An 8,686-nucleotide genomic window follows, 5' to 3' on the forward strand; every position below is an offset into this window, starting at 1 on the left:
GCTGGTGTGCTCTGCCGCCAGACGCCACAGCGTGTCGGTGAACAGGACGTCCGGGTGCTCACCGTGGTGGAGGACCGCCGCCTGCCCCGGGGTGTTGCAGTCCACCACCACGGGGGTACCCGGGAGCCGGTGACGGAGGTGACGCAGCCACCCCGCCAGCAGTTGCTCGTCGCCGTGGTTGGGATGGCCGGCCGGGGCGACGAGGTAGACGGGCCGGTGGACCCCGCGGGGTCGACCCCAGCGCGCGTCCGCCGCGGCCCTCGTGGCGTCCAGCCGACGGCGGGCCCGTCGACGCAGGCGGGAGGCGGGCGCGGCTCGAGGAGTCGACGTCATGCGTCCACCCTGCCCCACGGCGGGGCCGCGCCCGGACTGACCCTCCGGATCAGATCTTGACCAGCATCTTCCCGACGTTGGCCCCGCGCATGAGATCGAGGAACGCGTCGACCGAGTTGTCGATGCCCTCCACCACCGTCTCGTCGAAGACGATCTCGCCCGAGGCCACCCACGGCCCGACCTTCTCCGCGAACTCCTTGAACAGGTGCATGTACTTGTTGACGGTGAAGCCCTGGAGGGTGAGCCCGCGGGTGATGGCGTGCCACAGGTTGTCCGGGCCGGGCGACCGCTCGGTGGCGTTGTACGAGCTGATCGCCCCGCACAGCGCCAGGCGACCGTCGTCGTTCATCAGGTCCAGCGCGGCCTCGAGGTGGTCCCCGCCGACGTTGTCGAAGTAGACGTCGATCCCCTCGCCGTCGGCGCTGCCGAAGTGCTCGCGCAGGAGCGTGCGGACCGGGCCGTCCTTGTAATTGAGGGCCGCGTCGAAACCGTAGCTGCTGGTGGCCTTATCGACTTTCTCCGCACTCCCGGCCGAGCCCACGACCTTCGAGGCGCCCATGAGCCGGGCGATCTGCCCGACGGCCGAACCCACGGAACCGGCCGCGCCGGAGACGAAGACGGACTCGCCCTTCCGGAAGCGCCCGATGTGCAGGAGCCCCACGTAGGCCGTGAGGCCCGTGGTCCCGAGGATCCCCAGGTACGCCGAGACGGGAACGCCCTCGATCTCCTGCACCACCCGGAACTGCCGGCCGTCGCCCTGGGCGACGTCCCGCCAGCCGAGGTCGTGCATCACGACCGCCCCGACCGGGTGGGCGTCCGAGCGGGACTCCACGACACGCCCGACGGCGCCGCCGGTCATGGTCTCGTTCAGCTCGAACGGCGGGATGTAGGAGCGGCCCTCGTTCATCCGGCCGCGCATGTAGGGGTCCACGGAGAGGAACTCGTTGGTCACGCGCACCTCGCCCTCGGAGAGGTCGGGGAGGTCGACGACGACGGTGCGGAAGTCGTCATGGGTCGGCCAGCCGCGGGGACGGCTGACGAGCTGGATCTGGGTACTGGTCGTCATCACTCATGTGTACGCGCCCTGTCTGCGGGGCTGCCACCGGCCACACCTCTAGTAGGCTTCGCCTTCGTGCAGGACCAGCCCACTCCCGACCCCGCTTCGGCGACGCTCCCCGACGAGCGCGTCCGCAGTGAGATCGTCAGCGACTCCCACACCTTCCGCCGGGCCGTGGCCGACCTCCGCCAGGGGCTGGGCCAGCGTGAGCTGTGGCTCTCGCTGGGCTGGCAGGACATCAAGCAGCGCTACCGCCGCTCCACACTGGGGCCGCTGTGGATCACCATCGCCACCGGCGTCATGGCCACGGCGCTGGGGCTGTTGTACTCGATCCTCTTCCAGATCCCGTTGGCGGAGTTCCTCCCGCACGTCACCGTGGGCCTGATCCTCTGGGGCTTCATCTCCGGCTGTATCAAGGAGGGCTCGGAGGTCTTCATCTCCAACGAGGGCCTGATCAAGCAGTTGCCCAGCGCGCTCAGCGTCCACGTCTACCGGCTGGTGTGGCGGCAGTTCCTGTTCCTGTGCCACAACCTGGTGATCTGGGTCGTGCTGATGCTCATCTACCCGCGACCGCTGGGCTGGGACCTGCTGCTGGCCGTCCTCGGCCTGGTGGTGCTCATGGTCAACGGCGTCTGGGTGGCGATGCTGTTCGGCATCCTGGCCACCCGCTTCCGCGACATCGCGCCCCTGCTGGACTCCATGGTTCAGCTGCTGTTCTACATGACCCCCATCGTGTGGACCACGCAGACGCTGTACGAGCAGGGCGGGGACATCGCGGACCGGGCGCGCATCGCCGAGCTCAACCCGCTCTACCACTACCTGGAGATCGTGCGCGCCCCCATGATCGGCCAGCCCGTCGCCGCGTACCACTGGTGGATCGTCCTGGCCTGCACGGCCGTGGGGCTCATCCTCGCCTTTGTCGCACTGCGCCGGTTCCGCTCCCGAGTCCCGTACTGGGTGTAGGAGGTATATCCCATGAGCCCCGCCACACCCACCCCCGGCGGCGTGTCCATCGACTGCGTGGACGCGTGCGTGGACTTCCCGATCTTCGACGCCAAGTCGCGCTCCCTCAAGAAGGCGGTCCTCGGCTCCGCCGGAGGCGCGATCGGACGGAACTCGTCCAACGTCGTCGTCGTCGAGGCCCTCAGGGACATCACCCTCTCCCTCCGGGAGGGGGACCGCATCGGACTGGTCGGGCACAACGGTGCCGGCAAGTCCACACTGCTGCGGCTGCTGTCCGGCATCTACGAGCCCACCCGCGGCGCCGCCCGGATCAGGGGGCGCGTGGCGCCGGTCTTCGACCTCGGTGTGGGCATGGACCCGGAGATCACCGGGTACGAGAACATCATCATCCGCGGCCTGTTCCTGGGACAGACGCGCAAGCAGATGAAGGCCAAGGTCGAGGAGATCGCCGACTTCACCGAGCTCGGCGACTACCTGGACATGCCGCTGCGCACCTACTCGACCGGGATGCGCGTCCGGCTGGCGATGGGCGTGGTGACCTCGATCGACCCCGAGATCCTCCTGCTCGACGAGGGCATCGGCGCGGTGGACGCCGAGTTCATGAAGAAGGCGCGGATCAAGCTGGCCGACCTGGTCTCCCGATCCGGGATGCTGGTGTTCGCCTCCCACTCCAACGAATTCCTCGCGCAGCTGTGCGACTCGGCGATGTGGATCGACCACGGTCGCATCCGGCAGCGCGGCAGCATCGAGGAGATCGTCACCGCCTACGAGGGCCCCGAGGCCGGGCGGTCGATCGCCGCGTACATGGAGAGGATGACGCGTGAGTGCTGAGGGGTCCGGCGCGGCCGGCGGGGCCGCGGAGTCCGGCGCGGACTCCCGGCGGGTCGTGGCCGTGGTCGTCACCCACCGACGGCTCGACCAACTCCGCGCCTCGCTGGAGATGGTGTGCGGGCAGACCCGGCCGATCGACCACCTGGTGGTGGTGGACAACGCCGACGAGCAGGCCGTGCGCGAGCTCGTCGAGTCACAGCCCGTGGAGGCCACCTACGTGGGCTCCAGGCACAACCTCGGCGGCGCCGGCGGATTCGCGTTGGGGATGCTGCACGCGCTGGCCACCGGCGCCGACCTCGTGTGGTGCGCTGACGACGACGGCAGGCCCGAGGGGCCCGAGGTCCTGGCCACGCTGATGGCCTGCATGGACCGCCACGGGCTGGCGGAGGTCTCGCCGGTGGTGTGCGACCTCGCCGAGCCCGACCGCCTCGCCTTCCCGCTGCGCCGCGGCGTGGTGTGGCGACGCTGGCGCAGCGAGTTGTTCGCCGACGGCGAGGGCGGCGACCGCGGTGCCGGTGACCCTGGTGCCGGCGTCCCTGGTGCCGCCGGCCCCTCCCGGACCGACACCGACCTGCTGCCCGGCATCGCCTCCCTGTTCAACGGGGCGCTGTTCACCGCGGACTGCCTGGACCGTGTGGGCGTCCCGGACCTGCGGCTGTTCATCCGCGGTGACGAGGTGGAGATGCACCGGCGCCTGGTGCGCTCCCGACTGCCCTTCGGCACGTGTCTGACGACCGCGTACCTGCACCCGCAGGGGTCGGACGAGTTCAAACCGATCCTCGGCGGCCGCATGCACACCCAGTTCCCCGACGACCCGGTCAAGCGGCACTTCACCTACCGCAACCGCGGCTACGTGCTCACCCAGCCCGGCAACCGGCGCCTCATCCCGCAGGAGATCCTGCGCTTCGGCTGGTACTTCCTGGTCACCAGACGAGACCCGGCCGGCCTGCGCGAGTGGCTGCGTCTGCAGCGGTTGGGCGCGGGCGAGCGGTTCGACAAGCCATGACCGACTGGATCGCCCTGCAGTCCCGGGCCGCCGACCTGTACGACCGGGTCCTGCCGATGGTCACCGACTGGGACGCCGCCACCCCGTGCAGCGAGTGGACCGCCCGTGAGGTGCTGGCCCACGTCGTGGACGAGCAGATGTGGGTCCCGGGACTGTTGGCCGGAGGGACGGTCGACGAGGTGGCCGGGGACCTCGAGGAACCGCTCCGTCGGCTCACCGGGGCCAGCGGCCCCGACCTCGTGGCCTTCTGGCACACCCTGCGCGCGCCGGTGGCCGCCGCGTGGCGGGGAACCCCCACCGACGACGAGGTCCACCTCTCCTACGGTCGGGCGCCGATGGTGCACTATCTCGCGCAGCAGACCTTCGATCTGGCCGTCCACGCCTGGGACCTGTCGGTCTCCCAGGGGGTCGACCTGCCGTGGGGCGACGAACTCGAACGCGCCGTCCTCGACTTCGTCCGGACCGATCTCGCCGACGACCCGGCCCCGGAGTTGTTCTCCGCGCCGCTACCGGGCTTCGACAGCGGAGGGGTCCCGCCCCGGCACGCCGCTCTCGCGCGTACCGGTCGGGACCCCTCCGCCTGGCCGGCGGCCTAGAGCTCTGGCCGACGGCCTACCCGGCCTCGCGGAGCGCCGCCATCGGGCACTTCTCGATGGCCTTGCGAGCCCTCTTCTGGAGTTCCTCGGGGACCTCCTCCACGAGCAGGCGCACCACCTCGTCGTCGTCGCCCAGGGCGAAGACCTTCGGGGCGAGGCCGACGCACACCGCCTGCCCCTCGCACCGGTCCGGGTCGATCGCGATCTTCATGGGAAACCTCCTGGTTGGAACACTGGGTACACGGGTGTCACGGCCTGGCGGTATCAGCTCACCGGCACGAAGTCGACCTTGTCCCGGACGCCACAGTCCGGGCACTGCCAGTCGTCGGGGATCGCCGACCACGGCGTGCCGGGGGCGAAGCCCTCCCGCGGCTCACCCAGCGACTCGACGTAGTGGTGGCCACAGTTGGGGCAGGCATAGGTGCCGATCGGCGAGACGGCGCCGCGGACGGCGTCCACGTCGGGCTCGGGATCCAGGACGGCGGTCGCGGTGGTGGCAGAAGCGGTGGCGGCCGGGGCGGAGGACCGGGTGGTCGCGATGCTCGTGCCGGTGGCCGACGGGTCGGCGTAGCGCGCGAGGATCCGCTCCCGCGTGGACGGCTGGATGTTGGCCCGGGTGACGTCGCCCTCGTAGTGGTCGAGCACCCGGTGGTCCATGATCCTGCGCCAGATCGGCGGGAAGTAGGCCACCACGATGAGCGCGGCGTACCCGGCGGGCAACTGCGGGGCGTCGTCGGTGGTGCGCAGCACCTGGTAGCGGCGCATCGGGTTGGCGTGATGGTCCGAGTGACGCTGCAGGTGGTAGAGGAAGATGTTGGTCACCAGGTGGTCGGAGTTCCACGAGTGCTCGGGCCGGCACCGCTGGTAGCGGCCGCTGTCGAGCTTCTTGCGGCGCAGTCCGTAGTGCTCGAGGTAGTTGACGACCTCCAGCAGGCTGAACCCGTACACCGCCTGCAGGATCAGCCAGGGCAGGACCTCGAGTCCGAAGGCGGCGGTGAGGCCGCCGAACAGGACCAGCGTCATGAGCCAGGCGTTGATGTTGTCGTTACGCAGGGTCCACGGTGACTTGCCGAGGCGCTCGAGACGGTTCTTCTCCAGTTCCCAGGCCGAGATGAGGGAACCGATGACGCTCCGCGGGAGGAAGGCCCAGAACGACTCGCCCAGGCGCGAGCTGGCCGGGTCCTCCGGGGTGGCGACGCGGGCGTGGTGACCGCGGTTGTGCTCGATGTAGAAGTGCCCGTAGGCCGTGGTGGCGAGTGCGATCTTGGACAGCCACTTCTCGGAGTTCTGGATCTTGTGTCCGAGTTCGTGGGCGGTGTTGATGCCGATGCCCCCCGCGATGCCCACGGCCCAGGCGACGCCGATCTTGGCCACCAGACCCAGCCCGCCCTCGTGGCCGAAGAACGACAGGTCGTCCGCGGTCCACAGGTAGCAGGCGACGATCAGGGCGGCGTACTGCACCGGGAGGTACAGGTACGTGCACCACCGATAGAACGGGTCGGCCTCCAGGCGTTCGATGACCTCCTCCGGCGGGTTCCGACCGTCCACCCCGACGACCATGTCGAGTAGGGGGATGAAGACGAACACGACGAAGGGGGCGACGAACCACGCCACGACCGCGGCGGTGCCCCACCCGGCGTGGGAGAACCACGAGAACAACCCGAGAGAGATGAACAGGGCGCCGGCGGGGATGAGCCCGAGCAGCCACAGGTATCGCTTGCCGTCAGTCCAGGGGTACGGCTGCGCCGCGGTCTCCCTTGCCTGTAGGTCGGTGTGCATCACAAGACTCCCTTGATCGAACCCGGCAGCATGTGTCGCACGCCACCTAGAGCGTCAAATCTAGACAAAAAGTAGCCGTTTGTCTAGACAGGGACCCTCTTTTTGTCCAGAGACCTCGTCGGGCACCCTGCCCCGCAGGCCCGCCTCCGTGCGCCCGCTCGACCGTGGGCCGGAACTGACTCACGAGTAAGTTAGGATCGGCGCGTGCCCAAGACCCTGCTGCACCGCTACACCTCCAGTCCCCGCGCGTTCCCCCTGCTGGCCTCGCTGTACCCCCCTCTGCTCGGGTCCGGGATCCGCATCCGGCACATCGCCCCGGACTGGACCCGCGGGGAGCTGAGCATGCACGTCGCACCGTGGACCGCCAACACCAACGGCACCGCGTTCGGCGGCGCACTGTTCGCCGCGACCGACGTCCTCTACGGGGCCCTGCTGTCCGGGCAGCTCGGTGGCGGGTACCAGGTGTGGACCAAGAGCGCGACGATCGACTTCCGAGCCCCCGGCCGGGGCCGACTGCGGTGCGTGGTGGACGTCCCCGGCCCGGAGGCGGACGCCATCCGGGAGCGACTGGCCGACCATCCGAGCACCAGCGTCGTCCACACCGCGGTGGTGAGCGACAGCCGCGGCACGACGGTCGTGGAGGCGCAGCACACGATGTTCATCCGACGGAAGAGCTGACCGCAGGCGATCCGGCCCGAGGCGCGTAGGATTATCCGGTCCCCGGCCCTCCTCGGAAAGGAATCCCGTTGGGAGCCACCCCGCTCGCCTGGTCGCTGTCCGTCGGACTGATCGTCGGACTTCTCCTGTTCGACTACTTCTTCCACGTTCGCAAGGAACACATCCCGACGCTCAGGGAGTCGGCCATCTGGTCGGCGATGTACGTGGGGATCGCGATCGTCTTCGGCTTCCTCGTGTGGATCTTCGGCGGAAACCAGATGGGCGTCGAGTACTTCGCCGGTTACATCACCGAGAAGGCGCTCTCGGTGGACAACCTGTTCGTCTTCCTGCTCCTGCTGACCAGCTTCAAGGTCCCGCGCGCGGGACAGCAGAAGGCACTCCTGTTCGGCATCGTGTTCTCGATCATCGCCCGGACCGGGTTCATCTTCGTCGGCGCGGCGCTGCTCAACGCGTTCAGCGCGCTGTTCTACGTGTTCGGACTGTTCCTCATCATCACCGCGGGCCGTCTCCTGGCCGAGGACGACGAGGACGACGACGCCGACAACGTCGTGGTGCGCCTGGCCAAGAAGTTCATCCCGGCGACCGATCACTACGACCACGACAAGCTGTTCACCATCGAGAACGGCAAGAAGGTCATGACGCCGATGATGATCGTCATGGTGGCGATCGGCGGCACCGACATCATGTTCGCGCTGGACTCGATCCCCGCGATCTTCGGCCTCACCCAGAACGTCTTCATCGTCTTCACCGCGACCACGTTCTCGCTGCTCGGTCTGCGCCAGCTCTACTTCCTGCTGGACGGTCTTCTCGACCGCCTCGTCTACCTCAAGTACGGCCTCGCGGCGATCCTCGGCTTCATCGGCGTCAAGCTGATCCTCCACGCCCTGCACGAGAACAACCTGCCGTTCATCAACCAGGGCGAGCACGTCGACGTGGTGGAGGTACCCACCTACCTGTCACTGGGCGTCATCGTGGCCGTACTCGTGGTCACCGTCGTGGCCTCCCTCGTGAGCCCGGCCGGCAAGGCGCTCACCGTGCTCGGCAACCTCAAGCGGCACTCGCACGAGTACCTCAACAAGAACTTCACCGACGACCCCGTCGAGCGCGCCAAGCTGTGGGCCAAGATCCTCGACAACGAGGACAAGCTCAAGTCGATCGACCGGAAGTACTTCGGCTCCGAGGGCGACGTCTGGGAACTCGAACAGCTGCTGCGCAGGGTCTGGGACGATCACGCCCGCTACGAGCGCGCCACCGACTACACCCGCTGACCGGCGACTACGCGCTCCGACCGGCCCACATCCCGAGCGGGTCGGCGACCGGTTCCCCGGGAAGCGGTGGGAGCAGCAGGGCCCCCGGCCACAGTGACCGCAGCGCCGGGAGCACGCCACCCACACCCGGGTCGGGGGCCTGCCCACACGGTCGCGCGCCGCCCAGGGCCGGGCG

At 69.0% G+C, this 8,686-nt stretch carries 9 protein-coding genes and 1 pseudogene; 6 read left to right on the plus strand and 4 right to left on the minus strand.

The genetic code is table 11. The features are described from left to right. Together G6028_RS03775 and G6028_RS03780 are read right to left on the minus strand one after the other, a co-directional pair. Positions 1–333 (minus strand): annotated as a pseudogene (locus tag G6028_RS03775) (polysaccharide pyruvyl transferase family protein); the annotation flags it as partial. A gap of 49 nt (positions 334–382) precedes the next feature. After that, a complete protein-coding gene (locus G6028_RS03780; protein WP_182658084.1) occupies positions 383–1,399 on the minus strand; it encodes an NADP-dependent oxidoreductase in 1,017 nt (338 codons plus the stop codon). 66 nt (positions 1,400–1,465) lie between these two features. Here G6028_RS03780 and wzm point away from each other — a divergent pair, with 66 nt between their 5' ends. The 4 genes from wzm (at position 1,466) to G6028_RS03800 (ending at position 4,786) form a co-directional block, all read left to right on the plus strand. After that, positions 1,466–2,353, plus strand: coding sequence for a galactan export ABC transporter permease subunit Wzm/RfbD (wzm, locus tag G6028_RS03785; RefSeq protein ID WP_182658085.1), 888 nt, complete (start codon positions 1,466–1,468; stop codon positions 2,351–2,353). 12 nt (positions 2,354–2,365) lie between these two features. Continuing rightward, positions 2,366–3,184: a galactan export ABC transporter ATP-binding subunit Wzt/RfbE gene (gene wzt / locus G6028_RS03790; RefSeq protein WP_182658086.1), complete on the plus strand. Its 819-nt coding sequence runs from the start codon at positions 2,366–2,368 to the stop codon at positions 3,182–3,184. 109 nt (positions 3,185–3,293) lie between these two features. Next, positions 3,294–4,190 carry a galactofuranosyltransferase GlfT1 gene (gene glfT1, locus G6028_RS03795; RefSeq protein ID WP_241730517.1) on the plus strand — a complete coding sequence of 299 codons (897 nt, stop codon included), beginning with the start codon at positions 3,294–3,296 and terminating at the stop codon, positions 4,188–4,190. Continuing rightward, positions 4,187–4,786, plus strand: coding sequence for a maleylpyruvate isomerase family mycothiol-dependent enzyme (locus G6028_RS03800; RefSeq protein WP_182658087.1), 600 nt, complete (start codon positions 4,187–4,189; stop codon positions 4,784–4,786). Before glfT1 ends, G6028_RS03800 begins: the two co-directional genes overlap by 4 nt. A gap of 16 nt (positions 4,787–4,802) precedes the next feature. On the opposite strand, the gene G6028_RS03805 is transcribed toward G6028_RS03800, so the two are convergent. Continuing rightward, positions 4,803–4,997 (minus strand): ferredoxin, encoded by a 195-nt coding sequence (locus G6028_RS03805; RefSeq protein WP_095717092.1) that lies wholly within the window; start codon positions 4,995–4,997, stop codon positions 4,803–4,805. 53 nt (positions 4,998–5,050) lie between these two features. Continuing rightward, positions 5,051–6,565: a fatty acid desaturase gene (locus G6028_RS03810; protein ID WP_182658088.1), complete on the minus strand. Its 1,515-nt coding sequence runs from the start codon at positions 6,563–6,565 to the stop codon at positions 5,051–5,053. Between the two features lie 204 nt (positions 6,566–6,769). On the opposite strand from G6028_RS03810, the gene G6028_RS03815 reads away from it, so the two are divergent. After that, on the plus strand, positions 6,770–7,243 hold the full coding sequence (locus G6028_RS03815; RefSeq protein ID WP_017837455.1) for a DUF4442 domain-containing protein: 474 nt from the start codon (positions 6,770–6,772) through the stop codon (positions 7,241–7,243). 68 nt (positions 7,244–7,311) lie between these two features. After that, positions 7,312–8,511 (plus strand): TerC/Alx family metal homeostasis membrane protein, encoded by a 1,200-nt coding sequence (locus G6028_RS03820; RefSeq protein ID WP_095717090.1) that lies wholly within the window; start codon positions 7,312–7,314, stop codon positions 8,509–8,511. The last annotated feature ends 175 nt before the right edge of the window (positions 8,512–8,686 follow it).

Origin of the sequence: Dietzia cercidiphylli (assembly GCF_014145145.1) — a bacterium.
GTDB lineage: Bacteria > Actinomycetota > Actinomycetes > Mycobacteriales > Mycobacteriaceae > Dietzia > Dietzia natronolimnaea.